We start from the raw sequence: 26,527 nt of genomic DNA on the forward strand, positions 1-26,527 counted from the left end.
AGCCAGGGCCGGCCCTTCGGGCCGGGGTCCTCCGCTTCGCTTCGGACTGGGGGGTTCCGCTTCGCTTCACCCGAGCGGCCTGGCTTCGCCAGGCCTGGACCTCCCGTGCTTCGCGCGGGAGGTGACCTCGTTTCACGAGGTTCAGGCCTTCGGCCTGTTGGGTGGGTTCGCTTCGCTCCCCCACCTGGTCCTTCCGGCTTCGCCTCCAGGACAAGCCCGCTCCGCGGGCGGCTGGCTACGGGAAGCCGGTGGCGGTGTGCTGCGGGGATCCCGCCTGGGGGTTGTAGCGGGGCGCTGGTTGTCTACAGCGTGCCGTCAGAGATACGTTCGGCCGCGTCCTGCGCGACCTCGTTGGCGATGCGCACGCCATGCCTCTCGCCAGCGGCCAGGAGGGCTTCCCTCACCTCCGGTACCGGTCTGCCGGCATGCGTTGTGCGGATCTCGGCCAAGGCCCTCTCGTACCGTGCCACGTGTTCCTGAACCCGGGGCATGGCCTTCTCGTAGTCGGAAACGTTAGCCACACGGACAACCTACCTCAGCCAGCCGGTGCTTCATTCTCTCTTTCGGATCGACTCTGGAACCGATGGACTGCACCACTGGCTCGCTGCGTCGCCGATCGGTGAAGCTGCGGAGTCCTTGGTGAACCCCGAGTGGGGCAGCAGGGTTCGGCTTCTCCTGCTCTCGTCCCGGGCTACAGGGGCGGCTCCAACAGCCAGTGTGGGGCCTGGAGTTCGCGCAGACCGTAGTCAGGGGGCAGCCATCCCTTCTTCCTCCTGTCGATGGTCCTCTGAGTGTGAGGAGGCGGGTACGGGCAGCCGTACATCCGCTCAGGTTCAGGCGCGGCCCAGGGCCGTCGGTAGTGGACGGTGCACACAGGCCAGACCGTCTCCTGGTGCGGTCTCGGTACCGGCGTCGTGCCTTTGCGACGGCGGCGTTTGGGGCGTGGTGGCTGGGGCGGGCGCAGCTTGCAGCTCTCGGCGAAGGCGGTCAGCGGCGGTAGGCCGGTGCTTCCCAGCGGATCGGTGAAGAGCGGACCGTTGGTGCCCGCCTTGAGCCTCCAGACAAGGGCTGCGGCCCGCAGCAGGGAGCGGGCCCAGGTGGGAACGGGGTGGGTCATGCAGCCCCGGCGGAGGCCATGGTCGTGAAGCGTGAGGGTCGAGCCGTCCAGGGCCAAGTCGTGGACGTGGACGGTATCGAGCTGGGTGGTGCAGGCCGCGGTGAACACCGCCGTGGCGAGCTGGGCAGCCAGGTACGGATGCGCGGTAGCCCGGTGAAGCCGCCAGGCGACCTCCGCCTCGGTGAGGGAAGGCATCACCGGCGGGAAGAAGTCCCGTTCGGCCGCCAGGGGCGCGGCGCACTGGCAGGGGCTGGCCAGCTCATCGTCGGTCATGAGGGTGGTCAGGGCCGGCAGTCCGATCCAGCGGTTCGCCAGCGGGCGCAGCGGCCCCGGCGCCTGCCGACCGGGGGTGGCTGGCTCGGGTGCGGGTAGCAGCGCGGATGCCTCGCTGATGGTGTGATCCATCTGCTGCAGTTCGCGCTCCAGGAAGGCGCGCACGGCGCGGTGGTGGCAGACAAGGACCAGCCGCACCCCCGTGCGTCGGCGCAGGGCGAGGAGCTCTTTAAACCGGTGCGGGGTCAGGAGATGTGCGCGCAGGAGGGTGAGGTGGGTGATGGGGGTGGCGAGGACCCAGGCGGCTGCGATCGACCAGGCCGGGGCGGTATCGAGCGGGCGGTAGCCGTCCAGGGGGACGGGTTTGCCCAGGGCGGCGAGGATGTCGTAGGCGAGCGCGATGACGGAGTCGGTGCCTGGGGTGGGGTGCACCGTGATGCGTCCGTCGTGCGGGGCGTGGGAGGCCAGGGCGGCGCGGGTGTGGACCACGTCGTCGTACGGATCCCGCGAATCCAACGCCACCAGACGCGCCACCGCGCCCTCACGCCCCGCACCCGGCCGCAGCGGCATGCCCCCAGCAGCCAGCCCCTGATCGGACACCCCTCACCCCCAGCCGCAACCCCGCACCATGCGGCTGTCCACACCCGAGGCTGTCCATCCCGACACGCTGGTCAGACCAATACAAATGAGGGAAGCGGGAGGATCTGAGTGGGCGTTAAGTCCGATCTTCCTCGGTTCGTGATCGCTCGATCGTGGTACTGATCGCGGTCCGGATCGCCTCGTGGGCATGTCCATGTTGAGATGCGGGGCGTGAAGAGAGAGCCGTACCTCAGCGACTTGTCGGACGAGCAGTGGGCGTTGATCGAGCCGATGATCACGGCCTGGAAGCAGGACCGGGTGGCGCGGTCGGCGACCGGAGATCCCGGGTCCTGCGACCTGCGGGAAGTCGCGAACGCGATCTTCTACCAGAACCGGACGGGCTGCCAGTGGCGCCTGCTGCCGCACGATCTACCGGCCTGGTCGGCGGTGTTCTACTACTTCAGCCTGTGGCGCGAGGACGGGCTGGACCAGCGGATCCAGGAACTCCTGCGCTGCCAGGTACGGGAGAAGGCCCGCCGGTTAGAGGACCCGTCCCTCGTGATCATCGACACCCAGTCCGTCCGCGCGGCCGCCGGTGTCCCCAAGACCACGACGGGGCTGGACGCGAACAAGAAGGTTTCGGGGCGCAAGCGGGGACTGGCCGTGGACGTTCTGGGGCTGATCATCGGTGTCGTCGTGCTGGCCGCCTCCGCCCACGACAACGCCGCCGGCACCGCGCTGCTCGACCAGGCCGCCGAACGGTGCGGGATGCGTCTGGAGAAGGCCCTGGTGGACCAGAGCTTCAAGGACGAGGTCATCATCCACGGCGCCCTACTGGACATCGACGTCGAGGTCGTCCGCCGCAACCCTGCTGACCAGGGCAAAGGCTTCGTCCCTCAGCCAAAGCGGTGGGTGGTCGAGCAGACGAACGGCACGCTGATGCTGCACCGGCGTCTGACCCGTGAGTACGACCACCGGCCCGACACCTCCGCCTCACGCGTCTACTGGGCTTCCACCGCGAACATGACCCGCCGCCTCACCACACCGATTCCCGCCTGGCGCGACACCCTCGGACTGGCCGCGTGAACGTCGCCGACCTCCTCGCCGGCCTCCAGACCCAGCACGACGAGGCCACCGCCCGAGCCGGGGAACTACGCGGCCAGATCGAGCACCTCACCGCCGCCCTGGCCGAGACCGAAGCGCGACTTACCGATCTGACCACCACCCAGAAGGTCATCGCGGAACTCGCGCCGACCGGAGACGAGCCGGATCCGACCGAGACGAACACCGCCTACCAGGCCATCGTGAACGCCTTCAACCAGCACCCCGACCAGGCATTCAGGGCTCGTGAGCTGCACGAACTCCTCGGCATGCCCACCCACGAGACGTCCGTCAACATCACCCGCAGCCGCCTCGGACGCCTCACCCGCCAAGGCTTCCTCACCCAACCCGAACGCGGCCGCTACCAGAAACGGACTTAACGTCCACTCAAAGCCATCACCCGATCGGTGGCCAACTCGAAGAAGCTCAATGATTCACGACCTGGGCCCTGCAAGAGGTGCATGTCACCTGTTCCGCTGTGCTTGCCCGAGACGGCCCAGCTCCTCGAGCTGGGCGGCGCGGGCGGGGTCACACAGTTGCTGCCAGCGCCGTTCCCGCTCGACCTGCCAGTCGGAGCGGGTGTGTTCCTCGGCGGCGGCGAGTCGGTCGGGGGTGGTGGCGAACTTCGGGGCGGCCCATTCCTCCCAGGCCAGCCAGCGTCCCTCACGGGGCTGTAGCGGCTGGCGGCGACACCACCCCCCGACGCCTCAAGTAATCCATCTGCCGGTCGGCCTCAGCCCCAGTCCTGCAGCTGCTGGAGCAGGTCGGCGTCGCCCGCGATCCGCAGCGAGCCGGCCGGGATGCGCATGTACATGAGCAGGGCCATCTCGCTCGCCGTGCCGTAGATGGCGGCGGTGGGCTTGCTCTCGGCGGCCTCCGCCGCGGTGAGGCGGGTGAAGCGGGAACCGGTGGCGTCCACCGTCTGGCGCCAGGAGCCGGCCTCGGCTGCGTGGTAGTCCATGGTGGCGGGCTCGCCCGGCCACGGGACCGTGCCGGTGCAGACGGTGGCGAGGAACTCCTCGATGGCGTCGACCGCCTCGGTCGTCGGCAGCTCCTGCGGGGCACCGGAGGCCAGCTGGGCGTCGTAGGTGTGGATCAGCGATTCCGGGACGCGGCGGCGGGCCACGGCGGCCACCGTGTGCGGCGAGGCCAGCGGCTCCCACCAGGCCCAGCAGCCCCGGTCCGGACCGGCCTCGCGCAGAGCAGCAAGCAGCTGCTCCGTCGAGTCGGCCAGCCAGGCTATGAGGGCCTCGCGCTCCCTGGGCGCCGCCAGCCCGTCCTTGCTCGGCCGTTCGTCGCCCGGCGCGGTGTTCAGCACGATGTAGGCCCAGAAGCGGTCCCCCTCACTGAGGTGGTTCGCCAGGTCGTACAGCGTCCAGCCCGGGCAGGACGGGACGTCGGCGTCGAGGCTGGGGGCCGCGGCGACGGCGGCGCGGAACGCGGCGGAACGCTCGCCAATCATCCGCAGCAGGGTGGGGAAGTAGAGATGATCAGTCACGCGGACCTTGTATCACCCGGACCGGGACTCTCGCACTCGCTTAAGACCGACCGGCAGATGGATCACTTGAGGCGTCGGGTGGTGGGGCGGCCGTCCCAGCGGTAGCGGCTCGTCGAGCGTCGGATGAGCATGCGGAGCGTGACGAGAGTCGCGGCAAGGTGGAGGTAGAACTCGACGACCGCGCCGTTCCTCTCGGTGCAGCGCCGGAGCTTGCCGTAGCCGTTCATCCACGAGTGCGTCCGTTCCACGGCCCACCGCTTGCCGGCCTGGATCGGGGCGGGTACGCCCTTGCGGGCGATCTCACCGGTGAAGCCCAACTCCCGAGCAGAGTGCGGGACTTGTTGTTGTCGTAGCCCCGGTCGAGGTTGACGTTCACATCCTCGGGCAGGGGTCCCACCTGTCCGATGGCCGCTTCGAGGGTCGGGCCGAGGAGGGGTGAGTCGTGGCTGTTGGCCCCTGCGGCGACCAGGCCGAGCGGGACGCCGCACGCGTCGGAGGCGAGCGAGCGCTTCAGGCCCTGCTTCCCGCGGTCGACCGGGGACCGGCCTACGCACTCGCCGCCGCACGGGGCCTTGGTGATGCAGCCGTCGACGGATATCTCGGACAGCTCCAGGCCGATCATGCGGTCGTACGGCTGGAGCGCGATGGTGTGGACGGCCTCGGAAATGCCTTGCGCGGCCACTCTTTGAGCCGTCGGCGGATGGTGCGGTCGGAGCATCCGGGACTGGACAGGCGCTCGTAACCCGAGCCGTGGACCAGCGCGAGCACCACGTGTTCGAACACGGTCCGGTCGGGGATTCTGCGGCGGTGGCAGCCGAGCGGGTGCCCCGCGGCGAACTCCGGCCGTGTGGGTAGGAGTGCGGCGAACTGGTCCCAGAGGGGTTCGACCAGACCAGATGGCAGCGCGGGCACGGCTGCCCTTCGTGATCACTGAGCGTAGAGAACTCCATGATCACGTGGACCCGTGCCCGTTCTGCCACCCGGGCCACCTCGCCGACAGACCGGGGGGCGCTGCCATGCCGACCGGTGGGCGGTGCTCGATCGCATACCCGCCCGGAAGGGCCGTACGGGCAGAAGGGGACCTGGAACGCCGGAGGCCCGCCGGTCTCTCGGCAGGGCCTCCGGCTGATGTGTACTCGGCAGGCTTCGCGCTCTCTGGAAGGCGCTTCCCTTTGGCGTGCCGGGGCCGGCATGCCGCCGCGCCGGTCGCCGTCTCGGTGGCGCCGACGCCGGCCACTCCACGTGGTGGATTCCGCTGTCCTTTGCGATCCGGCGCTGAGCATGCGTGCGGCCCTCGTTGTCCCTCGGTCACACACCCAACCGAGCCTCGAAGATCACGACCCCGACGTTGTGCAGCATCAGGAGACCGTCATCGCCCGCCCTCGCCGGAAGAGCGGCGGCTCTGACCGGATCCGCCGACGGTTTCGTGGGTGGCGCCTCTTTCGGAGGCCGCGTGGTGGTCCAGCACCTTCATGATCTCGGAGGCCAGCACATCTGCCAGGGCGGGCGCGAGAGCATCTGCCAGTGCGGTCGCGAGGGCCTGCGCGAACAGCACCCTTTCAATTTCCGAGGAACCGGAAGGCGGCTGGGAAAGGAACGCCACGGCCGCTTCCATCAGGGGTCCCGCCAGCGGATCCTTTCCATACTTGGCACCGGTGCCGGTATGGGGGATTCCGGCATCGCGCACGATTTCCTCGAAGATCTCGTCGACGAAGGTCTCCAAGGGATCCCGTTCCGATTTCTCGCCGGACTCAGCTGCCATTGTTTCTCCTCATGTCTTCGGTTGGCCGTACGGGACCTGCCCCCCGATCCCGGCGGTTGCCGGGATCGGAGGGCAGAGTGTCGCTTCCTGTCAGCGGCGCATGAGCGCGGCGAGGAGAAGGGGGTGCTCGATGACCGACTCCCCGTCACCCTCCTCACCACGGCGACGCGCGAGCGCGGCCAACAGGAGCGGGTGCTCGATGACCGACTCCCCGTCACCCTCCTCACCACGGCGACGCGCGAGCGCGGCCAACAGGAGCGGGTGTTCGATGACCGACTCCCCGTCACCCTCCTCACCACGGCGGTGCATCAGCGCGGCCAGCAGGAGCGGGTGCTCGATCATCGACTCCCCACCGCGCTCCTCGCGACGGCGGTGCATCAGCGCGGCCAGCAGGAGCGGGTGCTCGATGATCGACTCCCCACCGCCCTCCTCACCACGACGGCGCATCAGCGCGGCGAGCAGGAGCGGGTGCTCGATGATCGACTCCCCACCGCCCTCCTCACCACGGCGGCGCATCAGCGCGGCGAGCAGGAGCGGGTGCTCGATCATCGACTCCCCACCGCCCTCCTCACCACGACGGCGCATCAGCGCGGCCAGCAGGAGCGGGTGCTCGATCATCGACTCCCCACCGCCCTCCTCACCACGGCGGCGCATCAGCGCGGCGAGCAGGAGCGGGTGCTCGATCATCGACTCCCCACCGCGCTCCTCACGACGGCGGCGCATCAGCGCGGCGAGCAGGAGCGGGTGCTCGATGATCGACTCCTCACCGCCCTCCTCACCACGACGGCGCGCGAGCGCGGCGAGGAGAAGCGGATGCTCGATCATCGGTTCCTCGCCGCGCTCCTCACGCCGGGCCAGCAACGCTGCCAGCAGAAGCGGCCCGAAGGCGGATTCCTCGCCGAACTCTTCCTGGCCCACTCCGGCCTTTGCGCGAGTGCGAGTCTCCGTCGCTGCTGTCATGGTTCCCTCTTTCTCTGACGCATGACTCAGCGGAGCACTCGGCTGACACAGGTCGGCCCTCGCGCTCCGCTCTTCGACGCCATCGTCGAGGTGCGTCACGCCGACCGCATTTCGATCTTGCTCCACACGGCCGCAGAACTCACGAAACTCGCGCGAGCGGAGTACCCGCCCGGCGCCCTCGCCACCGGCATCGACACCCCCGGCCTGCTCGGCTTCCGCTGAACCCCGGGCAGGGCCCCGGTCACCGGCTGTCGGCGGCAGTGGGGTCGGCCGCTCGCGCGTGCCCGGAGCCGTCGGCCGGCGCCGGGTGCGGTGCGGTGAACACGGCAAGGGCGCAGGCAGCGGCGAGCGCGGTCATCGCGTGCTGCACCAGGACAGACCGCTGCGTCGGCGGCCGCGTCTCTGCCCCGCCGCGGCCGCGCTCACCCACGCCAGGCAGTCGGTGGTGCCGAGCAAGGCGTCGAGCAGCGCGCCCGGGTGGGCGTCGTGCTCTGTGCGAGCGAACATGTCCGGCCCAACGGTCCGGCCCCGGCCAGGGTGACAGACAGGGGGCGGATCGTAGTGACATCGTCACCCGTTCACCAAGCCGTGGAGGGCCCGGCGTCGTGGTCGGCCCCCGGAGCGCAGCTGATGGCCGGGCCGGCTGCGGTCGGCGATGACCAAGGTGCTCGCCTCCGGTTGAGCGCTCCTTGCCGGCCCACTTCGGCGAGCAGGGAGCCTGCGAGCTGAAGCTGATGGTGGCCAGTCGCGAAGCCGGCAGCCGTGTGGTGCCGAAGCGCGACCGTGTGGGTCAGGCGGCCTGCTGTCCGCGTACTCGCCTGAGCACGGCCAGCCCCCGGACGGCACAATCCCGCACAGTCCGTGGACGACCCGGACACCGTTGAAGGTCCCAAAGGCCCGCCTCCTGGTGGTGATCTGCCCGTCGGTGAGCGCCGACGCCCCTCAGCGCGTTGTGCTCGTCCGGGGGGACGCACCCGCCTGAGGCATCCCCGGGAGTGTGGACACTCTGACAATGGATCTTGATGGTCCAAGAACAGGGAGGCGCCCAGGCTCCACACGTCGGTGGCCGGCTGCGCCTGAACGTGTGTGTCGGCTGGGGTCGCGAGGACGGCGGCGGCGATCTCGGGGGCGGTGGTGTGGGTCAGGGCGCCGCGGTACGGCAGGCGCCCATCGGGTTCGGGGTTGCAGGCGAGGGCGTAGTCGATGACCTCGGCACGGCCGCCTTCGGTGATGAGGGTGTTGGTGGGCTGGACGTCGGCGTGGGCCCATCCGGCGGCGTGCATGCCGGCCAAGTGCTCGGCCCAGGTGCGGGCGATCTTCTGGAGCCAGGGCCGGACCGAGGGGCGGTCGCCTTCGGGGCCGCGGGCCAGGGCGAGGGCCCGCCACAGCGGGACGCTGTCGATCCAGCGGACCGCGAGCCATCGGCCGCCGTCCCAAGGGCCGGCGTCGATGCGGTAGTCGGGCCGGAGGGCCCCGGCCGCGGTGAGGCGGAGGAGGTGCTCGTCTTCTTGAGTCATCTCGGCGGCCTTGTCCCGGATGGTGTCCTCGTCGGGGCTGTTCGCCTTCAGGGCCACAGTTCCCCGAGTCCCTTGGATCTTCCAGGCTCGGGAGCCGCGCCGGTCGCTCAGGAGGCTGGCGGTGAGGGGTTCCCCGAGCTGTTCGGTGAGGCGGTGAGGGCTTCACCGGGGGGAGGAAGCGCTTGGCCCATGTCCTGATCTCCTTCCACTGGTCGGGGACGTGCTCGAGGAGGTCGCGGCCGTCGTCCTCGGCGACGGCGAGCGTGGCCGCCAGGTCGGGGGTCGCGGTGAGGAAGCGGGAGTCGCGGCGGCGTACGGCGGCCCTCACCGGGAGGAACGAGACGGGGGCGGCCGGGATCCGGTGGCCGGCCCGGGTGGTTTCCTCCTCGCCCGCGTGGAACTTGCCGAACATGATCCCGACGGGGCCGTAGATGTTCTTCAGGACCCAGTGCGGCCAGGCCAGCAGGTTCCGGTGCTGGGCGCCGGGGACGTCGCCGAGGAGGACGATGTTCTCGCACCGCAGCCCGCCGTGCGGCCTCAGCAGCGGCCGCAGCCACTCCGCGGCCTGGACGCCCGCATGGAACAGCTCCGCCTCCACCGCAGCGGGATCGCCGTCGGCCCGATACACGGTCCAGGTCGTCAGGCCCTGCTGGAGGGACGGAGCCAGGTAGGGGCAGTGGGCGGTCATCTGCCGCACGTACGCCGTGATGTCGATGGTGGTCGGGGTGGTGGTGCTGGCTTCGACGAGGCGCAGCGCCCCGGCGGTGGCCGGGGCGCTGGCGTGGTGTGGCCGGTGGTCACCGGCGGGCGGTCTCCGGCTGGTCGGGCGCGGCGTCGTCGCCGTCGCCGCCGGCGGGGCCGCAGTCCCACTCGGCGACCACGGTGCCGGTCTCGCGGTAGCGTGCGAGGGCCGGCTCGTCGACGGTGCCGTGGGCGTCGGTGAACCAGATGTCCGGCAGCGGACCGTACGCGGCTTCGTAGGCGGTGACCCAGGCGATCGGGTCGTGGCCGTTGTTCGCGACGTGGCGGATCGGCTGGCCGGCGGTCTCCTGACACAGGACCTTGTAGGCGGGGGTGCCGAGCATCTCGTGCCAGGCGGCGTCCACGGCCGGGGAGAACATCTCGGGCGCGGACTGGCCGTCCTTGAAGCGCTGGCCGGTGATGGTCAGGAAGCGGCGCAGCTCGATGGTTGCGGTGCTCATGGTGATCCTCTCGGTGCCGGGTGGTGCTTCGGTCCCGGGCCGGATCCGGCCGGGACGGTGCCAGCACCGCGCCTTCGGGAGCCGGTCTCCGGGCGCGGTGGCTCACAGGGACCTGAGGGGCCTGGGTGCGGCCTTGGTGAGGCGGTCGAGGCGCTCGTAGAGGGCGCGGATGAGGCGGGCCCGCCTCTGGGCGCAGTGGACGGTGCCGTGCGAGGCGGTGGCGAGGTCGCGGTCGGCTTCGGCGAGGACGACGTCGGCCACCAGTCAACGCCCGGCGGCCCAACCGGGTCGGTCCGCCGCCCGACCGACCGTGTCGGTGGGGTTCCGTCGCGGCGTTCCGGGCGGGACTCTGGCTCCATGAAGACAACGGGGCGGGTCATCAGGAGCTTGGGGTGCGCGGCCGTCGGAGTGTACGTGGCCTCAGAGGTTGTGGGTCAATTACGGGTGGGTGGCACCGTGGGCGAGCGGGTGGGGCTCGTGGTCGGCCTCGCTGCTGTGTTCACCGCCACCGTCATGCTGGTGCCCATGCCCCTGGAGCGAATGCTGGGGCGGGCCATGGTGCGAAATCAGCGGCGCATCGCGGAGGAGCCCGATTGGGATGGCTCCGATTGGAAGTTCTTCGCGCCTCTGCGCAGGCATTTCGGCCATGTCGGGCTGGGCATGGTGTTGTCGGCCGTCGTCCTGACAGTGGTGGGGCCTGCGGGGTTGTGGGCCGGGGTGAAGCTGGGTGCCCTGCTGGGATTGGACGTTGAGCTCGGCGGTGGGCTCAAGGCCCTCGTCACCGCCGGGCTCGTCGTCTCGGCCGTGAAGACAGTGCTGCTGCTCGTGCTCGCCGTGCCGGTGAAGCGCCGCCGCCCCGGGGCCCTGCGTTCGCTCACCGGCTACCTCTCGTGCTTGGCGGGCCTGGCACTCGCGGCAGTGTGGCTGGACGGCGTGGAAGCCCCGGGCACGCAGTGGCTGACGCTCGCCGTCGTCGCCGCCCTGTTCCATCTGCGGTTCCGGCTGACCCTTACGCTGCCCGTGCCCGGAGTGGCGTCGCTGATCCTCGTGTCGGTCAACGCGCTCGTGCTCTGGCTCATCGTGTGGCTCACCGGCCTGCTGCACATCGCCGGCTTTTGGCCCCTCGTCGCAACGGTCGCCCTGATGTGGGCAGTGGAATGGCCGAGCCGTCTCGCGGAGGCCGCTGCGGAGTCCAGGGCCAACCCACCCCAGCCTCCGCACGACCCCTTCTGGCCGGAGCACCACATGCCGCAGGCGCCGCTGTACTGACTATCACCCACCCAGGTGAGGAAGCTTCGCCTGATGGCGGTGGACCGCCGAGTCGGCTGTCCCAGGACGAGCGGACCATCGAGCGGAAGAAGATCAGGAGCACGAGCGAACTCACCGGCCCCTGACCGCCGACCCGTCCGGGTGTCGCAGGCGCTGCTCAGGGGAACCACGGTCATCACCTCTGGGCCTTCCCATTCCCCCGGAACTCCCGTGCACGCACGGCCCGGCCGAAGGCCCCCGCACCGTGTCGGCAGAGCCGCCTCAGAGAAGGGGGCGACACTGATGGGCGCTCCTACTCAACCACCGGCGGTTCCCCGCCGAACCCGGCTTTCCGATCCGACGGCCGGTACGGGGAGCTGGCCGCCGGTGCGAGCCCGGCGCTCCGTCGGGTCGGTGACCGGTGGGCCGGACAGCAGCCGCGACGCAGAGGCCCACACCGGCGGCTTCTGTGACGGGCCCTGGCCGCGCCCGGCGGGGTTGCGCACCGCCGCAGCGGCACATGCACCACGACGGGCCCACACCCGGACAAGCCGACCGGGGCGGGCCCGTCGTACAGGCACAGGCCCTGCCTACAACGGCCCCTCGTCCCGCTCGATGTCCTCGCCCGAGCAGTCGAAGTCGCCGACCACCGCAAGGTGGGCTTCGCGGTGCTCGTGGGCGACGCGGTCGCGGACAACGCCGGTGTAGGACTGGGAGCTGAAGCCGCGGACCAGCACGGGGGTGCCTGCGAACTCGAGCCAGCCGGTCAGCTGCTGCCGGAGAGTGTCCTTCTCCGCCGCGACGTACAGGGCCTGCTCCTGGCCCGCCGTGCGGTCCAGGCGGAACCAGGTGGGCATCTCGGCGACGAACGCGTCCGCGTCCGGCCAGGCCGGCGGGACGTGGACTTCGCGGACGGTGTCGATCAGGTCGGGGAAGCGGCCCTCCCGCCGGGCCTGGGCCAGCTGCGCGGACAGCCGCCGGTACATCGGCGGTGTGTGCGGCAGCACGCCCTCGGAGACGAGCCGGTACATCACCTGTCGCAGCGTGACCTTGAGCGGCGCGTACCCGTCCACGATCTCCCGAGCGCGGTCCACGACGAGAGGCCACCGGATCCGTTCACGAGCCATACCCGTACATGTACCCCTCCGCGCGGCCGCCGGCCCCCGGGATACGGATAGACCTCTCCCCTCGGCTATCGCGAGGTAAGAGGTGTTCTCGCCGAAAGCAGGCTTGCCCACCAAGGCTGACCAGGGACGATGAGGGGTGTCCGATTTGCCAGGCTCCCACTGCCGGTCACACCTCCGGTCCCCCGCTGAAGGCAGCCGTCCAGGCAACTCTCCAGCCCGCTTCCCGCGACGGAGACCCGGCCGTCACCGCCACCCCCATGACCGTGTTCGCAGCACAGCGGAACAGGTCACGGACCCGGCCCCACGGCCCGTACTCGACAGGCACGTCCCGCCGCGGCACACCCGTCCGGACCTGAAGCCGTATGCCGTCGATCAGTCGCCGCCGAGACCGAACCGGCGGCCGACCCTCCCTCGTCCCCTTCGGCAACAACGGCTCCGGTGCCGCCCGCTGGTCGTCCGTGGGATCTCCCCGACCCATGAACCGTGATCATTCATAGCGGGCGTGTTCTACAGCGACGGCGGGAAGATCCTGCGCGCCATGCAGCGGGCCTCCGGCAACGGCGGGCTGATCACGATGCAGGCCGGGAACGGCATCGCAATCGACCTCCTCGTCGACCAGGCCATGGCGCGCGGGGAGACCGATCCCCGCCACCACGGCGAGGTCCGCAATACGCTGCTGGAGGCCGAGGCCACCTACCGGGCCAGCCAGCTCGCCCGGGTGGCCGGCTCGCCGCCGTGCGTGGTCCACGTGCCGGCGCGTACGGACAGCGCGTCATCCCGGCGGTCAGGGAACGACTGACGTCACCGACTCCATAGCCGGCCCCTGCGCTCCGTCAGGGCCAGGGAGATCGAGACCAGGAGGTCGCGGTCCTCGGCCTCCGCCGAGCGCATGGCGGCCACCACGAGGTGGTTCTGCTCCTTTTCGGGCGTCGCCTTGCGGGCGCGGCCATCGGCCGCCGCCTCGAACATGACGGCGAGGCCGGCGGCCACGGCTTCGCGCTCCGTGGCCCCGTCCTCCTTCCTCTGCCGGTAGACCAGCTCACGCGTCTCGTCCGCGCAGTAGGCGCACATTTCGAGCATCCAGTCGTGAATGGTGGTCATCCGGTAGAGCAGGACCTGCTCGGGTCCGGCATACCAGGGGGGCGAGAGGAACAGGCCGCTGCCGGGGCTCGGCCCGGTGCGGCCGACCAGCTGCCACAGGGGCCTCAGCGCGGAGATGCCGACCAGCGGGTGCCACACCCGGTCGATCAGCCCGGGTCCGTACACCGGTACGAGGAGCCCGATGCCGATCATCATCCCGGAGACCGAGATGAGGGGCGACAGGCCTTCGTTGAGTGCGTCCCAGTCCCGGCCCGCCCAGCGCGCGGCGATGGCCGCCAGCTTGAACGAGCCGAAGGCGATGTTGACCACTGACGCGATGACCAGGACGATCAGTCCGACCCGGAGGGACCGCTCGACCGCGGTCCTGGCCCCGGGCGTCGGCCTCGTGCAGACGTCACGCATCCAGTTCCCGCACATGATGGTCATGGCCACGGCGGCGAAGACGTAGGCGAGCAGGTAGAGCACGAGCATCGCGCTGATGAACGGGGTGGTGGCGTAGTAGGTGTCGAAGTCCCGCGGCCGCTCCACCGGGGCGTCGCCCAGGGCGAAGAGGACCACCAGGGCCGTGATCACGGCGCAGCAGACCGCTGTGCACGCCCGCACGCGCCGACGCGTACGGGCGCGATCTCCCGACTCCTCCCGCCAGTAGGCCAGCAGCATCAAGGACGCGCACGAAAAGGCGGTCATGATGCAGTGGACGAGGAGAGCCGAGAGGTTGCTGATGCCGGAGAGCCGGTTGACCGCCGCGACGGTCGGCGGGGAACTGAGGACGAAGCCCGCGCAGGGCAGGAACAGCAAGGCGTTCACCAATCGCACCGTCGCGCTGCGCCACCCGCGCAAAAGCCCGGGCAGCCTCGCCAGCAGGGCGGCGCCCAGTACGGCGGCGGGAATGTAGTAGCTGACACCTTCCCGCATCATCAGCCCGCCAGGGATGCCCAGATGCGGCCGGCCACGTCACCGGGGGGCAGGCTGCCGCGCGTTCCGGTCAGGAAGGGCCGGAACTTCGCCGCCAGCATGCGGCCGAACCTCTCCGCACGCCGCTCCTCCTCGAGGTCGTAGTCGGTGCGCGCCGCGACATGGGCGACCGCGTCGCCGAGGTGCCACCGGTCCCCGAGCGTGCGCGCGGCAGCGGCCTCGCCGGCCGCGTTGCCGGGGCGGTCTTCCTTGCGATGCCACAACTCGTGCCCGAAGATCACCATCTGATGGATCGCCAGGGTGTTCTTCTCCACCGCGATCACCTCGTGGTCACCCAGGTCGAGCCACAGCCCGCTGACCGTGTCAGGAGGGAACGCCTCCAGCATGAGACGGACCTCGCGGCCGCTGCTCTCGGTCAAGTACGCGCAGATCGCCCGCAGCAATCCATGCGGATCCTGTGCAAAGGGTCGCTCCGCTCCCGCGAACAGTTCGTCCCGGTGACGTCTCATTTTTCGGGATGTGTCCATCGCGTCCCACATGTTTCCCCCACCCGGACGCATCCCCTCGCGGGGTGCCCCGTTCCGCCGACTCTGAGCGGACGCACGGCGTGCTGGTCAGTGCACACCGCTTTCCCGTCCGCGGGAGGGACAGGTCCTGGGGCCGGTCCTCACCTGTCGGCGACAGTAGCCACTGCCATGATCGCAAGCAACTGCGGCCCGGAACCCATCATCCCAGGCCAGGGACTATTTAAACGGCTACCGGGCGAACGACCGCCGTGCGGAAGGGAGATGGCCGTGAGGGTCGGATACGGGGGCGACCCGGCGCGAGACCGGTGGTCCGGGCCCGGCTATCCGAGGCCGTCGGCCCGGCTCTCCTTGGCCCGCTCCTCGCGCGAACGCCGGGCAATGGATTCGATGAGGGCGATGATCGGCTGTGCGGTGTCGTCCGGAACATCGGCGAGTGCGCGTGCGGCGTAGCCGACAACCCCGAGATCGCTACCGGGGGAACCGGCGGCGCCCGAGTCCTTGAGACGCCGGATGTCCCGGTCCTGACGGGCGACGGTCTGCTCCAGAAGGTCCTTGTGGATTCGCTGCAGCACCCGGTCCAGAGCCTCGGCGGGCGGAGCGAGCAGGAACTCGATGCTCTCTCCGAAGAAGCTCGCGATACCGGCCGCGTGATCGAGGTTCGGGGCTTTCCCCGTCTTGATCATCTTGTCGAGCCACTGCGCGCTTGTTCCCGCTCCCGCCGCGATGTCCGCCAGCGAGTACGCACGCCGCTGCCCATCGGCGGAGGTCCGGAGCCGGGTGCGGCGCAGGAAGACGATACGGGCGACCACGCGGCTCTGGCGATCCTCCGCATGATCCGGCCCACCGCCGTCGCTCTGCGGCGGCTCACCGCGCAGCAGCGACCGGACATCCTCCTCGGGCAGTCCCGAGGCGTACGAGAGCCCGCCCTCGCCTTCCACGCGGAGAACGTCCCCGGAGTCCAGCCCGGCGCGCTCAAGCAGGGAGGTGATGAGCCGGACGGTCCTGACGGGGTCCACAGCGAACCTCTCGTTCATTCCCGCTCCTCACTCGATGTCGACTCGTAGCCGATGGCGTACTTGAATGCCGAACAGTAGCGACTTCAGCTCGGTTTCATCAACCGTGGATTACAGGGATCAGCCCACGTTTGAGCGGTTGTGCGTCACGCTGCCGATGCGGCGAGGGCTCCGCCCCGCATCGTGGGAACGAGATCCCGATGCGGGGCGGAGCCGGTTCGGCGCGGTGTCACCTGGTTGCGGTGGCGGTGATGGCAGTGGGACTGCTGAGACTGCCAGGGACCTGGCGCCAGCTGGTCCAGCCGGCCGTCGCGGTGTCGAGGATGGTGCTCTGGACCCTGCCGTCGGCTCCGGTGGCGTAGACGTGGACGTTGTTCGAGGCCGAGGCGCTGGTGACGCGGGTCAGGCCGCTGCCGCCGATCCTGGTCCAGGACGGCTTCCACGCCCCGGCCAGGTAGTCGGCGCTCTGGTTGTACAGCGCCCCGTCCGCACCGATGGCCTGGACCTGGACAGTGTGGCCGACGCGGGCGGCGGCGATGTCCTTGGCGTCGGTGATGGCGCCGGGGATCTCTCCCCATACGGACCAGGTGCCCTTGCGCGTGTCGAGGTCGCGGCCGTAGGCCTTGCCGTTGGCGAGGCCGTACAGGCGGACGAACGGCCCTGCTTTGACGCTGGTGACGGCGGTCAGGCCGGTGACTCCGGTGACCGGGGTCCAGCTGTCGTTCCAGCGGCCCGCGTTGTAGTCGCCGGTCTGGGTGTAGAGGTTGCCGTCCGAGCCGATGATCTGGACGTACAGGACGTTGTCGATCATGGCGGCGGAGACGCCCTTCACACCGGCCGCGCCGCCGGGAACGTCGTACCAGTTGGCCCAGGTGTTGGCCCGGGGGTCGTACACGCGGTCGTAGACCTTGCCGCCGGCGACGCCGACGTAGCGGATGACCGTGCCGGTGTCGACGCTGGTGAGTGCCGTGATGGGGGCGCCGCCGACGCCGTCCCACCGGGCGCCGAAGGCGCCGGTGGCCAGGGTGCCGCTCTGGGCGGACATCGTGTCGGCCGCACCCGCTGCCAGGGTCACCTTCGAGGGGGCGGCCGAGACCGCCACCGCGATGTCAGAGGCGCCCGCGAGGCCGCCCGACACGTCGCGGAAGGCGGTCCAGGCCCCGTCGGCGGCGTTCATGGTGGCATGGGTGATCTTGCCGTCGGCCCCGACCGCGTAGAGCTCGACGGAGTCACCGGAAGCAGCGCTGGTGATGCGGGTGAGGCCGGTGCCACCGGCCTTGGTCCACTTGTCGTTCCAGCGGCCCGCGTCGTAGTTGCCGTACTGGGTCCAGATCGCGCCGTCGGAGCCGATGATCTGTACGTGGACGTTGTTGCCGGTGGTGCTGGAGGCGATGTCGACGGCGCCGGCCGCGCCTCCCGGGACCGCGCCCCATGGGCTCCAGCTGCCGTTGCGGGTGTCGAAGTCGCGGTTGTAGACCTCACCGCCGCCGATGCCCACGACGCGCACCGTCGTACCGGAGACCGCGCTGGTGATGTGGGAGAGCCCGGTCGCCCCGACCGCGGTCCAGACGTTGCTCCAGCGGCCGGCCCGGTAGTCGGCGGCCTGCGCGTACAGGTTGCCCTCTGAGCCGACGATCAGCACGTGGACGGTGTCGCCGACGAGCGAGGCCGTGATGTCCTTCGCGTCGGCGGCGCCCCCCGGGACTTCGCCCCAGCCCGACCACTTGCCGGTGCCGGTGTCGAAGTCCTGGCCGTAGACCCGTCCGCCGGCGATGGCGTAGGCGCGGATCTGATCGCCGTGGCGAACCGTGCTCACCCGGGAGACGTCCAGCCCGTCCGCCTTGGCCCAGGACTGCTCGTACTCCCCGTACGCGAGGTCGCCGGTCTGCTTCCACATGGCCCCGCCGCCAACCGCGAGCAGGGAGACCTGACTGCTGTTGCGGGGGGCGATGACCTGGTCGATCCACTGACCGATGTTGTCGGTGCGGGCGGAGACGGCTCCGGTACGGGTCTCCGCCTCGCCGAAGCAGCCTCCCTGCCAGGAGCGGGAGTTGATGCCGACGAGTTCGCCAGCCGCGTTGAGGAGCGGGCCGCCGGTGTCGCCCTTGCAGAGGGCGTCGGTGCCCTTGCCGGTGATGGCCAGGGTGGCGGCGTCGGTGGTGTTGGTGGTGAAGGTGCCGGTGTGGAGCTTGCCGGGGACCCACTCGGCCTTCGTGCGCCCGAATCCGGCTGCGGTCAGGTCCGCTCCGACCACCGGAGCGGCGGCGGCGCGCTTGACGGGGGCGATGTCCGTGACGGGGGCGGACAGACGGGCCAGGACCAGGTCGCGGTCGTCGGCACCCGCGGAGACCTCTACCACCTGGCGGGTCTGGCCTCCGGCGAAGGTGGCCGTGGTCGCCAGCGCGGGCCGCCCGGCCGCGATCGCGTCACCGGGCTTGGCCGCGAGGCACGCGGCGGCGGTCAGGACCCAGCGGGCGTTCACCAGCGTGGCGGTGCAGGCCCGGCTGTCGGTCTCGGTGCCGATGGTGAGCTTGGCGGCGTAGGCGTACTGGCCGGGAGCGGGTTCGGGGCCGGCGAGGGCCCGGGCGGAGCCGGCTGAGATCAAGCTGGCGGCGACGGCGGTGGCGGTGACGAGCAGGCAGGTCATCCGTACCGGGCGCGGACGGGTGTCAGACATGGGGTTTCCTTCAGGACGGGCTTCACGGCCACGCGCGGATTCCGGAGAGGTGCGGGATCGGAGGGTGCCGCCCGGTGGTGATGCCGACGGCCGGCCGGCATCACCATCCGTGCCGCTGTTACGGGGTCCAGGTCGGGGTGATGGCGATGCTGCCGGGGGCTGCGGGCAGGCCCTGGAGGGGAACCGTGGTGGGGGCGTCCCACGTGCGGTCGGTGTGGCGGGTGGTGTGCAGGACCTTGTTGTCGGCGGTGGTGACGGCGAACTGGAGTTCACCGTTCACGGGGGCCGCGGCGATGGACTTGGCGGTGACGGTGCCGATGATGGGCTTCAGGTCGCCGAAGGGGGTCCAGGTGCCGTTGCCGTTGCGGATCGCGTGGTACTGGTGGGTGCCGTCGTCGGTGGCGATGACGATCTGGGCGTCGTTTCCGGTGCCGGCCATGGTGACGGCGCTGATGGGGCCGGTGGTGGAGCCGACAGCCGCGGCGACGTCGCCCCATCCGGTCCACTGCCCGGCGGTGTTGCGCAGGGTGTGGTAGGCCTTGCCGCCGCTGATGGCGGTTACCTGGAGCTGGCCCCCGGTGCTGGCGGTGGCGGCGGCCGTGACGTTGCCGATCGGTCCGGCGGCGCCGGCGACGTCGCCGAACTTGCTCCACTGGCCGGCGGCGTTGCGCACGGTGTGGAAGACCTTGCCGTCGGCGACGGCGACGACGTGGAGGTCGTAGCCGATGTTGGCGGCGGTGACGCTTGTGAGGTTGGCGAGGGCGCCGGCCTCGCCGAAGACGTCGCCGAAGGTGCCCCAGGTGCCGTCTTCCTTGCGGATGGTGTGGAAGAGACCACCGTTGTTGCTGATGGCCAGAACGTGGGTGTCGCCGTTCATGCCGACGACGGCGGAGGAGCGGACGCCCCCGATGCTGCCGGCCTGGCTCTGGACATCGGCGAAGCCGGTCCAGGAGCCGTCGGGCAGCCGGATGCCCTGGTAGAGGCTGCTGCCGGACTGTACGGCGGTAGCGGTCTTCCAGCCCGAGGAGCGGGCGCGGTACCCGTCGATCCACTCGCGGAGGTCGTCGGTACGGACGGAAACGGCGCCGGTGCGGGTCTCGGCGGCGTCGGTGTCGAGGCATCCGCCCTGCCAGGAGCGGGAGTTGATTCCGACGAGTTCACCGGCCCGGTTGAGGAGCGGGCCGCCGGTGTCACCCTTGCACAGGACGTCGGTGCCCTTACCGCTGAGGGTCAGGGTGGTGGTGCCGATGGCGCCGGCGGTGAAGGTTCCGGTGTGGAGCCTGCCGGGGACCCACTCGGTCTTCGTCCTGCCGAACCCGGCCGCTGTCAGGTCGGTCCCGGTAGCGGGGGCGGCGCCGGCGCGCTTGATGCCCGTGAATCCGGCCGCGGGGGTGGCCAGGCGGGCTAGGACCAGGTCGCGGTCGGTACGCGGGGCGAGCTCGGTGATCTCGATGGTCTTCGTGTCGCCGAGGGTGACGACGCTCTTCAGAGCGGGCTTGCCGGCCGGGACCGCGTCACCCGGCGTGGCGGCGAAGCAGCTCGCGGCGGTCAGGACCCAGGAGGCGTCGACCAGGGCGCCCGTGCAGCCGCGGCTATTGGTCTCGCCGCCGACGTTCAGCTTCACGACTGACGTGTACTGCCCCGCTGTGGCATCCGGGCCGTTGAGTGCCTGAGCGGGGCCGGCCGATATCAGGCCCGCGGCGACTGCGGCGGCAGCGGCGAGAAGGCAGGTCATCTGCGCGGTGCGCGGACGTGGAGCATGCATGTGGGACTTCCTTACGAATCGGGATTCGGTGCGCGACCGTGAGCGCCAGGGCGGTCGGTGCTTCAGGGGCTACTTGGCTGCGGTGATCTGCAGCAGGGTGAAGTCGCGGCCCTGGGGGTCGGCCGTCTCGCCGATATTGGTCCAGGCGTTCTTGTTGAGGTCGAAGGACTTCTCCTCCGTCGACGTCTCCGTCGGGGTCACCATGTTGACCTTGACGGCGTAGTCGTTGCCCTTGGCGCCGATGACGGCCGGGAGTTCGAGGTCGAGGCGCCCCGTGGTGCCGGTGACCCGGAAGCAGAAGAGGCCGTGTCCGACGGTGTCGATGTCCTGCATGCGGCGTGCTCGGACCTCGATGAGACCGGGCTCGCCACAGGCGGCGAGCATGATGTGCCCGTCGCCGCTCTTCAACTTGATGCCGCGCTGCTGGAAGATCTTGGCGGCATCCGGGTACTCGAAGGTCTCCACCGCGACCGGAGGCAGGGGATCACCGGCAGCGGCGGCACTGGCCACGAACACCCCGCCCTGAATCGCCACGCCAACGGCGATGGCCGCGACACCTGCAACGACACCCGCGGTAGTCCGTGAGAAAAGCTTCATGCGCATGTGTCCTCGTCCTCGTCAACTCTACAACTTCTGGCCGCACACGAAGGCGTGCGAAGGCGCACGCATGGCCGTGTGACGGAATTGGCGGGGCAGGCCGCAGCCGTGCCGTGACCCGTGCTCGGGTCCGTGGCAACCGGGTCCGAGGGCACTCGAACAGCCGGACCTGTCCATCGACGGCCGGCGAGGGCCTTCCCCCGAGAGAAGGTAGCGACTGAACTCAGCTTTATCAACGCTGGATGATGACCAATCAACTTCAGTTGATTTTCCGTGGCTTCGGGCATACGGTCGTGCCAGCCCGGGGGGAGTCCGCGTTCCGGCGCCCGGGTCACGGCCCGTCTCGGGAGCGGCCGGCTCCGCCTGCCGTCGTGGACGGCGGTCGCCGTCCTCGGGGTTGTCCGGTCCGGCTCGTTCCGGCAGGGCTTCGTCGTCGCGGAGGCCCATGAGCGCGCGACTGGCGTCATGACACATGCATGCGGTCCGCGTCCCGTTGCGCTTCTTTTCGCTCCTTTGGAGTTTCGGCGTGGATGCGGCCAGCCCTGCCAATCCCGTTTGCACGGGCATGCGTGCGCACTCCCCACCACCCATTTCACCCGTCAATCGAGACAACGTGGAGTCAACTCAGTTATGAGAAACGGAAGTCGCCTCAAACGGCGACGCGGTACTGGCATATCCGGGATCGCCCTCGGTGTGGCCCTGAGTGTGTTCGGCACGGCCTGGGCGGATTCCGCGGCGGCGGCCGAGGTCGGCCTGCCCGACGACGCGCGCGCCCAGGTCCTCGACGCGTGGCAGCTCGGTGGCCGCGCGGTGCGTCAGGAGGCCGAGGCCGCCCTCGTCGGCGGCAACGCCGACCTCAAGTCCTTCCTCGACACGGGGATGGCCCGTGCCCGCACCGAGGACGAACGCGTCGCCGTCCTGTCGATGCTCAACTACGCCGGCCCCGGTGTGAGGGCGGCGGTCCAGAAGGCTCTCTCCGGCACGGACGCGCAACTGCACACCTTCGTGACGGAGGGCTACAAGGCCCCCCTGGCCGACGACCGCAGGGCCGCGGTGCTCACCGTCATGGGCAAGGGCGGCAAGGCGGTCGCCCGCGAGGCGAACAAGGCGCTCAACGACGGCTCCGCCACGGCCCTCGACGCCTTCCTCCAGTCGGGCCAGTACAAGGCGCGCGAGGAAGACCAGGGCGTCGAGGCCCTCACCCTGCTCAATGGCGCCGGGCCGAACCTGACCCAGGCGGTCAACCGGGCCCTCGACGGGACGCCCGCCGACGTCACCCGCCTGCTGGAGAAGGACCAGTACCTGGCGCGGGCGCGTGACCAGGAGTCGCTGACGATCGGTCAGCTTGTGGACCAGGCCGAGAGCGCCGGACGCCGGGCCCTCGAAGCGAAGGTGGCCGCCAAGGAGGCTGCCGAACGGGCCGAAGCGGCCTCCGCCGAGGCCAAGAAGGCGGCCTTGAAGGCTGCCGAGGAGAGCGCCAACGCGCAGGCGGATTCGGTCAAGGCGTCGCGTGCCGCCGGACGCGCGGCGGACGCCGCCCAGGGCGCTGCCGATGCCGCCCGAACGGCGATCTCGGCCTCACGGACGGCGATCTCCGCCGCGCAGACGGCCTCCAGTGCAGCCCAGGCCGCGGCCGGTGCGGCGGCAGCCGCGTCGAAGGCGTCCGTGCGCGCCTTCACCGCGGCGTCCGAGGCCTCCAAGGACGCGAGCAAGGCGGGCGCGGCCAGCGAAGCCGCCAAGACCGCCCGCGACACGGCGAAGCTGGCCCGCCGGGCCGCCGACGCGGCCAAGTACGCCGCCGACGCCGGCGTGTCGGCCCAGGAGTCGGGCAACGCGGCGGCGCGCGCGGGGCGCAACGCCGCCGATTCCGCCGAGGCGGCAGCAGACGCCGCCGAGGCCTCGGGGGTCTCCCAGGCGCAGGCCGAGCGCGCGAGGAAGGCGGCTGCCCTCGCCCGGTCCGCCGCCAATACCGCGACGGCCGCGGCCAACCGGGCGGCGACCCTCGCCGGCCGGGCCGCGGCCGCGGCCCGCGAGGCAGGCACCGCCGCCAGCAGCGCGGCCATGCACGCCGACGCCGCGGCGGCGGCGGCCGAGGACGCGGCCGCACACGCCGGACAGGCGGTGGAGTGGGCCAACAAGGCCACGGCGAACGCCAACGCGGCCATCGCCGCCGCCGCGGAAGCGGGCGGCGCGGTCGAGAAGGCCAAGAGCATCGCCCAGCTCGCCCGCGACACCGAGGCCGCCCAGCTCGCCGAGGAGCGTGCTCTGGCCATCGAGGTGGCCAAGGAGCTCAAGTCCCAGGAGGGCCAGTACCAGGCCCTGACCCAGAAGCTCCAGGCCCAGGAGCAATCGACGAACAAGGAGACCCAGGACCTGCTGGCCCGGGCGAAGGCCGAGACGGATTCCGCGAAGGCCGCCGCGCTCGGCCGCAAGGCCGCGCTCACCCTGATGGACTCGGCGGGGGCCTGGACGCGGCAGGGGGCACAAGAGGCTCTGACCGCGGGCGACCAGGGGGTCGTCGACTGGGCGAAGAGCGGATACACGAAGGCGGCGGGACTCGACGACCGCGAGAAGGTCCTCACGCTGGCCAAGCAGAACAGGGTCGTACTCTCGGAGGCCGCGCAGAAGACCCTGGAGAGCAGCGACCCCAAGGCCGTCAGCAACTTCCTGCTCCAAGGTGCCATGGACGTCCAGGTGGACGACTACCGGGCGGCCGTGCTGAAAACCCTCAACGGCGCGGGCAAGGCTGTCACCGCCGCCGCCAGCGCGGCGCTCGACAACGGCAGTGTCCAGGCCCTGCACAAGTTCCTGCTCGTCGACTACTCGACCGCGAAGACCGAAGACGACCGCGCGGCGACACTGGCCGCGCTGAACGGCGCGGGGCCCAATGTGGAGGCCGCGGCCCAGGCCGCCCTCGAGGGCCCGCAGTGGATGGTGCAGCAGTTCGTCACCTACGCCTACTACAAGGCGCAGGAGGCGGACCGCGACACCACGACCCATGTGGAGTCCATCAACACGCAGATCAACTCGGCGGCGCGCATCGCCGCCGACGCCTACAAGGACGCCGCCGAGGCCGCCCAGGCGGCCGCCCTGGCGCGGCAAGCTGCGACGGAGGCACAGGGCTGGGCCTCGAAGGCCGCCAAGTCGGCGCAGGACGCGAAGGTGTACGCGAACCAGGCAGCCGCCGCGTCCGCGTCCGCCGACAAGTCCGCCGCGGACGCGAAGAGCTCGGCCAACACCGCGGCGTCGGCGGCGGCGTCCGCACGCACAGCGAGCCGTCAGGCCAACTTCTCCGCGAACCAGGCCACGGCCTCGGCCCAGGCTGCAGTGGCCTCGGCCGACAGCGCCAAGGCCTCGGCGGCCCGCGCGTACGCGTCCGCGACGGCCGCCGGCAAGAGCGCCGGAGAAGCGAAGGCCGCGGCTGTCGAGGCCAAGCAGTTCGCCGAGCAGATGCGAAAGGACGAGATCACTGCCGAGGCCGCGAAGGCGGCGGAACAGGCTCGCCAGAACAAGGCCAACAATGTCGATCCGGCCAATACGGCGGCGAACGACACCGTCAACCCCGGTGAATTCAAGGACGAGGCCCAGGCGTCCGCCGCCGCAACGGCCACGACCATGGCGAAGATCAGCGCGGGCCTGGGAGCGGCCGCGGTCGTCACGGCGTTCGTACCCGGCCTTCAGCCCCTGGCGGCCGCGCTGGGCGGGGCTTCACTGGTCTTCGCGGGGATCAGCACCCTGTACAACGCCAAGGCGTTCGGCTGGGGGAGCAAGCAGGTCGTCGTCGGTGTCGCCGGTATGGCTCTGAGCATCGGTCTCGGCGGCGTGGGAAGTCTGGCGAGCTCCATGGCCAAAACCAACGTGGGTAGGGCTGCGGTCAGCGGGATCAACAACGCGACTTCGGCCATCGTAGGCTGGTTCACAGCGTAGGACGATCGAATGGATTGGCGGCGAGTGAGAACCTCGCCGCCATTCCGCCGCACGAGAGGCTCGTCCGGCCTCCATGGATGAAAGGATATCGATGCTAGAAAAGACCTCTCCACTGTGGTGGGTGTTCGCGGCGGCCGGCGTGGCGCTCTATTTCGCGACGCTGTTCCCGGGGATGGCCAACCGAGGGCAGAAGATCTTCGTGTCCTGTGGTCCGGTTGCGGGGTTTATCGCCATCATGACCTTCACCTTTAATTACAAGTGGCCCATCACCGAATTGCTCCCCGTCTACTGCGCGATCAACTTGGCGATCGCCACGGGCTTCCTGGGGCACGGTAAGGCGCTTCGCGCGTACATGGCCGACCGGGCGGAGAACCCGGACCTTCCGGAGGACGGGACGGCCACCCCGTGGGCCCTCCAAATAGCCTTCACCCTGCCCGTGTTCCTCGGTGCGGCCTTCTGGTACGTGGGCAACTGAGCTCGCCGTTGCTGCTTGCCCATGTCCACTACGTGGCCAGTGGTCAAGACATCGCCGACCTGGGTCCTCTTACTGAGCCTTTTCAGCGTTGGCTCTCCAGGGCGAGGACGGCCTTGGCGATGACGGTCATGCGGTTGGGGCTGACGCGGGATCTGGGGAAGTTCTGCCGGCACTTCAGCCGTGCCATGCCGCGTTCGGCAGGGGCCCGGGTTTGCGCGAGGGTGCGGTTGACAGCGCGCTGAGTGGGAGTGGGCTCCCCGCCGGGCGGTCGTTTGAGGCCGGTGGTGGGCCGGCGCCCGTGTAGGCGCGATCGGCGAGGATCGGGACGCCCTGACGCTCGCAGATCCGGATGATCCGGTGGGTGCGGGCCGCGGTCAGGTCGTGGGTGCGGCCCGGCAGCGCGGGCGAGATCCACAGCACCTCACCGGAGGGGTCGGTGACGACCTGGACGTTCACGCCGTGCCGGCGGTGCTTGGCCGGGTAGTCCGCCCGGCTGTCGCCGACGCGGTCGCACGCGGTGAGGGTCCCGTCCAGCAGGACGAACTCCGGATCGTGCTCGCGCAGAGTCTTGAGCAGGCCGGGAGCCCGTTCGGCGAGCAGGCGGGTCACGGCGGTGACATACGCGTGGGCGGTGCCGGCGGATATCCCGAAGCCGGATGCGTTGCGGGAGAGGGTGTCGTGGCGGCGCAGGTACACCAGAGCGACGGGCGCACGCCGGTGCGGCGGGAGTTTGCACCGTCGTTCACCCTCACGGGTGACGATGAGCATCGTGACCCACTCGACCAGGGCGTGCGGGAGGTCGAGTGCGGCAGGATTCGGAACCAACAGGGCTCCTGTGCCGATGGGTTGAGACTTCGAACACCTCCCTCAACGGCACGGGAGCCCTGTGCGTTGCGAACCCCTCCCTCACTCCCGCCCCCGTCACCCGATCAGTGGCCACGCTGAAAACGCTCACTGTCGCGGGCTGCGCTCAGGTCAAAGAGGACGGCGGACGGGGTGTGGGGATTGGTTGCCAGGGCCTGCCAGACGAAGGGGTACGGACACTGCGCGAGACCCTGCAGGGCAGAGACGTCCCTCTCTGTACGTGCAAGGGCAAGGTAGTCAGTGGGGGTGGGCACGAGAGCGGCCTCTCGGGGTGGTCGAAAC

The 26,527-nt window shown here is 70.4% G+C and carries 23 protein-coding genes and 3 pseudogenes; 7 read left to right on the forward strand and 19 right to left on the reverse strand.

The features are described 5' to 3' along the window. Positions 1 to 302: 302 nt before the first annotated feature. Both ACFY15_RS34955 and ACFY15_RS34960 read right to left on the reverse strand, forming a co-directional pair. Positions 303 to 521 (reverse strand): hypothetical protein, encoded by a 219-nt coding sequence (locus ACFY15_RS34955; RefSeq protein ID WP_390826843.1) that lies wholly within the window; start codon positions 519 to 521, stop codon positions 303 to 305. Positions 522 to 691: 170 nt separating this feature from the next. After that, the gene (locus tag ACFY15_RS34960; protein WP_390826844.1) at positions 692 to 1,990 is read right to left on the reverse strand and encodes a hypothetical protein; all 1,299 of its coding nucleotides are present in this window, start codon (positions 1,988 to 1,990) and stop codon (positions 692 to 694) included. Positions 1,991 to 2,191: 201 nt separating this feature from the next. On the opposite strand from ACFY15_RS34960, the gene ACFY15_RS34965 reads away from it, so the two are divergent. Next, the gene (locus ACFY15_RS34965; protein ID WP_390826845.1) at positions 2,192 to 3,055 is read left to right on the forward strand and encodes an IS5 family transposase; all 864 of its coding nucleotides are present in this window, start codon (positions 2,192 to 2,194) and stop codon (positions 3,053 to 3,055) included. Further along, positions 3,052 to 3,450, forward strand: coding sequence for a hypothetical protein (locus tag ACFY15_RS34970; RefSeq protein ID WP_390826846.1), 399 nt, complete (start codon positions 3,052 to 3,054; stop codon positions 3,448 to 3,450). The genes ACFY15_RS34965 and ACFY15_RS34970 overlap by 4 nt, the downstream gene beginning before the upstream one ends. A 353-nt stretch (positions 3,451 to 3,803) precedes the next feature. Here ACFY15_RS34970 and ACFY15_RS34975 read toward each other — a convergent pair whose 3' ends face one another. The 4 genes and pseudogenes from ACFY15_RS34975 to ACFY15_RS34990 form a co-directional block, all read right to left on the reverse strand. Beyond that, the gene (locus ACFY15_RS34975) at positions 3,804 to 4,568 is read right to left on the reverse strand and encodes a maleylpyruvate isomerase family mycothiol-dependent enzyme (RefSeq protein WP_390826847.1); all 765 of its coding nucleotides are present in this window, start codon (positions 4,566 to 4,568) and stop codon (positions 3,804 to 3,806) included. A 62-nt stretch (positions 4,569 to 4,630) separates the two neighbouring features. Further along, positions 4,631 to 5,480 (reverse strand): annotated as a pseudogene (locus tag ACFY15_RS34980) (IS5 family transposase). A 457-nt stretch (positions 5,481 to 5,937) separates the two neighbouring features. Beyond that, entirely contained in the window at positions 5,938 to 6,330 is a 393-nt protein-coding gene (locus ACFY15_RS34985) for a hypothetical protein (protein WP_390690920.1), read from the reverse strand. A gap of 90 nt (positions 6,331 to 6,420) precedes the next feature. Then, on the reverse strand, positions 6,421 to 7,290 hold the full coding sequence (locus ACFY15_RS34990) for a hypothetical protein (protein WP_390826848.1): 870 nt from the start codon (positions 7,288 to 7,290) through the stop codon (positions 6,421 to 6,423). A gap of 21 nt (positions 7,291 to 7,311) precedes the next feature. Here ACFY15_RS34990 and ACFY15_RS34995 point away from each other — a divergent pair, with 21 nt between their 5' ends. Beyond that, complete coding sequence (locus ACFY15_RS34995) at positions 7,312 to 7,512, forward strand: hypothetical protein (protein WP_390690918.1); 201 nt, start codon at positions 7,312 to 7,314, stop codon at positions 7,510 to 7,512. Positions 7,513 to 7,644: 132 nt separating this feature from the next. Here the strand turns inward: ACFY15_RS34995 and ACFY15_RS35000 are convergent, their stop codons facing one another. The 4 genes from ACFY15_RS35000 to ACFY15_RS35015 form a co-directional block, all read right to left on the reverse strand. Further along, on the reverse strand, positions 7,645 to 7,797 hold the full coding sequence (locus tag ACFY15_RS35000; RefSeq protein ID WP_390826849.1) for a hypothetical protein: 153 nt from the start codon (positions 7,795 to 7,797) through the stop codon (positions 7,645 to 7,647). A gap of 435 nt (positions 7,798 to 8,232) precedes the next feature. Next, positions 8,233 to 9,495, reverse strand: a complete 1,263-nt coding sequence (locus ACFY15_RS35005; RefSeq protein ID WP_390826868.1) for a DUF6875 domain-containing protein — start codon at positions 9,493 to 9,495, stop codon at positions 8,233 to 8,235. 109 nt (positions 9,496 to 9,604) lie between these two features. Beyond that, positions 9,605 to 10,009: a hypothetical protein gene (locus tag ACFY15_RS35010; protein ID WP_390826850.1), complete on the reverse strand. Its 405-nt coding sequence runs from the start codon at positions 10,007 to 10,009 to the stop codon at positions 9,605 to 9,607. Positions 10,010 to 10,111: 102 nt separating this feature from the next. After that, positions 10,112 to 10,270, reverse strand: coding sequence for a hypothetical protein (locus ACFY15_RS35015; RefSeq protein ID WP_390826851.1), 159 nt, complete (start codon positions 10,268 to 10,270; stop codon positions 10,112 to 10,114). A gap of 195 nt (positions 10,271 to 10,465) precedes the next feature. Here ACFY15_RS35015 and ACFY15_RS35020 point away from each other — a divergent pair, with 195 nt between their 5' ends. Further along, positions 10,466 to 11,278 (forward strand): hypothetical protein, encoded by an 813-nt coding sequence (locus ACFY15_RS35020; protein ID WP_390826852.1) that lies wholly within the window; start codon positions 10,466 to 10,468, stop codon positions 11,276 to 11,278. 569 nt (positions 11,279 to 11,847) lie between these two features. On the opposite strand, the gene ACFY15_RS35025 is transcribed toward ACFY15_RS35020, so the two are convergent. Continuing rightward, the gene (locus tag ACFY15_RS35025; RefSeq protein WP_390826853.1) at positions 11,848 to 12,351 is read right to left on the reverse strand and encodes a hypothetical protein; all 504 of its coding nucleotides are present in this window, start codon (positions 12,349 to 12,351) and stop codon (positions 11,848 to 11,850) included. Between the two features lie 199 nt (positions 12,352 to 12,550). Further along, entirely contained in the window at positions 12,551 to 12,862 is a 312-nt protein-coding gene (locus ACFY15_RS35030) for a transposase (RefSeq protein ID WP_390826854.1), read from the reverse strand. 21 nt (positions 12,863 to 12,883) lie between these two features. Between ACFY15_RS35030 and ACFY15_RS35035 the strand changes: the two are divergent. Next, positions 12,884 to 13,174, forward strand: a pseudogene (locus tag ACFY15_RS35035) (dihydropyrimidinase); the annotation flags it as partial. Positions 13,175 to 13,185: 11 nt separating this feature from the next. Here the strand turns inward: ACFY15_RS35035 and ACFY15_RS35040 are convergent. The 6 genes from ACFY15_RS35040 to ACFY15_RS35065 form a co-directional block, all read right to left on the reverse strand. After that, positions 13,186 to 14,292 carry a DUF6545 domain-containing protein gene (locus tag ACFY15_RS35040; RefSeq protein ID WP_390690910.1) on the reverse strand — a complete coding sequence of 369 codons (1,107 nt, stop codon included), beginning with the start codon at positions 14,290 to 14,292 and terminating at the stop codon, positions 13,186 to 13,188. A 110-nt stretch (positions 14,293 to 14,402) separates the two neighbouring features. After that, positions 14,403 to 14,939 carry a toxin-antitoxin system, toxin component gene (locus tag ACFY15_RS35045; RefSeq protein WP_390826855.1) on the reverse strand — a complete coding sequence of 179 codons (537 nt, stop codon included), beginning with the start codon at positions 14,937 to 14,939 and terminating at the stop codon, positions 14,403 to 14,405. Between the two features lie 308 nt (positions 14,940 to 15,247). Continuing rightward, positions 15,248 to 15,961, reverse strand: coding sequence for a hypothetical protein (locus ACFY15_RS35050; protein WP_390690908.1), 714 nt, complete (start codon positions 15,959 to 15,961; stop codon positions 15,248 to 15,250). Between the two features lie 208 nt (positions 15,962 to 16,169). After that, positions 16,170 to 18,617 (reverse strand): trypsin-like serine protease, encoded by a 2,448-nt coding sequence (locus ACFY15_RS35055; RefSeq protein WP_390826856.1) that lies wholly within the window; start codon positions 18,615 to 18,617, stop codon positions 16,170 to 16,172. Between the two features lie 118 nt (positions 18,618 to 18,735). Further along, positions 18,736 to 20,382 carry a trypsin-like serine protease gene (locus ACFY15_RS35060; RefSeq protein ID WP_390826857.1) on the reverse strand — a complete coding sequence of 549 codons (1,647 nt, stop codon included), beginning with the start codon at positions 20,380 to 20,382 and terminating at the stop codon, positions 18,736 to 18,738. A 69-nt stretch (positions 20,383 to 20,451) separates the two neighbouring features. After that, positions 20,452 to 20,916: a hypothetical protein gene (locus tag ACFY15_RS35065; protein ID WP_386962880.1), complete on the reverse strand. Its 465-nt coding sequence runs from the start codon at positions 20,914 to 20,916 to the stop codon at positions 20,452 to 20,454. A gap of 756 nt (positions 20,917 to 21,672) precedes the next feature. Between ACFY15_RS35065 and ACFY15_RS35070 the strand changes: the two genes are divergently transcribed. Further along, positions 21,673 to 24,906, forward strand: coding sequence for an ALF repeat-containing protein (locus ACFY15_RS35070; protein ID WP_390826858.1), 3,234 nt, complete (start codon positions 21,673 to 21,675; stop codon positions 24,904 to 24,906). 91 nt (positions 24,907 to 24,997) lie between these two features. Further along, a complete protein-coding gene (locus ACFY15_RS35075) occupies positions 24,998 to 25,381 on the forward strand; it encodes a hypothetical protein (RefSeq protein ID WP_390826859.1) in 384 nt (127 codons plus the stop codon). A gap of 82 nt (positions 25,382 to 25,463) precedes the next feature. On the opposite strand, the pseudogene ACFY15_RS35080 reads toward ACFY15_RS35075, so the two are convergent. Then, positions 25,464 to 26,206, reverse strand: a pseudogene (locus ACFY15_RS35080) (transposase family protein). Positions 26,207 to 26,527 lie beyond the last annotated feature (321 nt).

Origin of the sequence: Streptomyces sp. NPDC001373, assembly GCF_042895815.1 — a bacterium.
Taxonomy (GTDB): Bacteria; Actinomycetota; Actinomycetes; order Streptomycetales; family Streptomycetaceae; genus Streptomyces.

Excerpts from the sequence above, each read along its gene's own strand:
- ACFY15_RS34965 (WP_390826845.1), top strand. The coding sequence starts at position 2,192 with ATGCGGGGCGTGAAGAGAGAGCCGTACCTCAGCGACTTGTCGGACGAG.
- ACFY15_RS34985 (WP_390690920.1), bottom strand. The coding sequence starts at position 6,330 with ATGGCAGCTGAGTCCGGCGAGAAATCGGAACGGGATCCCTTGGAGACC.
- ACFY15_RS34990 (WP_390826848.1), bottom strand. The coding sequence starts at position 7,290 with ATGACAGCAGCGACGGAGACTCGCACTCGCGCAAAGGCCGGAGTGGGC.
- ACFY15_RS34995 (WP_390690918.1), top strand. The coding sequence starts at position 7,312 with ATGACTCAGCGGAGCACTCGGCTGACACAGGTCGGCCCTCGCGCTCCG.
- ACFY15_RS35000 (WP_390826849.1), bottom strand. The coding sequence starts at position 7,797 with ATGTTCGCTCGCACAGAGCACGACGCCCACCCGGGCGCGCTGCTCGAC.
- ACFY15_RS35005 (WP_390826868.1), bottom strand. The coding sequence starts at position 9,495 with ATGACCGCCCACTGCCCCTACCTGGCTCCGTCCCTCCAGCAGGGCCTG.
- ACFY15_RS35010 (WP_390826850.1), bottom strand. The coding sequence starts at position 10,009 with ATGAGCACCGCAACCATCGAGCTGCGCCGCTTCCTGACCATCACCGGC.
- ACFY15_RS35030 (WP_390826854.1), bottom strand. The coding sequence starts at position 12,862 with ATGGGTCGGGGAGATCCCACGGACGACCAGCGGGCGGCACCGGAGCCG.
- ACFY15_RS35045 (WP_390826855.1), bottom strand. The coding sequence starts at position 14,939 with ATGTGGGACGCGATGGACACATCCCGAAAAATGAGACGTCACCGGGAC.
- ACFY15_RS35050 (WP_390690908.1), bottom strand. The coding sequence starts at position 15,961 with ATGAACGAGAGGTTCGCTGTGGACCCCGTCAGGACCGTCCGGCTCATC.
- ACFY15_RS35055 (WP_390826856.1), bottom strand. The coding sequence starts at position 18,617 with ATGTCTGACACCCGTCCGCGCCCGGTACGGATGACCTGCCTGCTCGTC.
- ACFY15_RS35060 (WP_390826857.1), bottom strand. The coding sequence starts at position 20,382 with ATGCATGCTCCACGTCCGCGCACCGCGCAGATGACCTGCCTTCTCGCC.
- ACFY15_RS35075 (WP_390826859.1), top strand. The coding sequence starts at position 24,998 with ATGCTAGAAAAGACCTCTCCACTGTGGTGGGTGTTCGCGGCGGCCGGC.